Below are 268 nucleotides of genomic sequence, written 5' to 3'. Positions count from 1 at the left end.
GATCGCCGCGGTCCGGCCGGGGGCAAGCGCGTTAAGCTTCGTCAGGATCGGGGGGGGCGCGGTCTCCTTAAGAACCGGCGACCAGTGGAGGCCGGCGAGCGACGCGGGGGAGAGACCCGCTTTCTTCAGGAGGTCGGCGTTGTAGAAGAGCCCGATGCCGGGGTCCGCCAGCTGCGGCACTCCCCACAGCGAGCCCTTCAGCGTGTACTGCTTCACGATGTTCGGCTGCCACTGCTTCAGGGACGAGGAGCCCAAGGTCTTTCCAATA

1 protein-coding gene is annotated in these 268 nt (G+C 66.4%); it reads right to left on the bottom strand.

The features are described 5' to 3' along the window. A partial coding sequence (locus tag SB719_RS20440; RefSeq protein WP_412159783.1) for a hypothetical protein occupies positions 1–268 on the bottom strand: 268 nt, incomplete at both ends.

Source organism: Pantoea sp. SIMBA_079 (assembly GCF_046940275.1).
Classification (GTDB): Bacteria; Pseudomonadota; Gammaproteobacteria; order Enterobacterales; family Enterobacteriaceae; genus Pantoea; species Pantoea borealis.
This window is presented reverse-complemented; position numbering and strand designations above follow the sequence as displayed.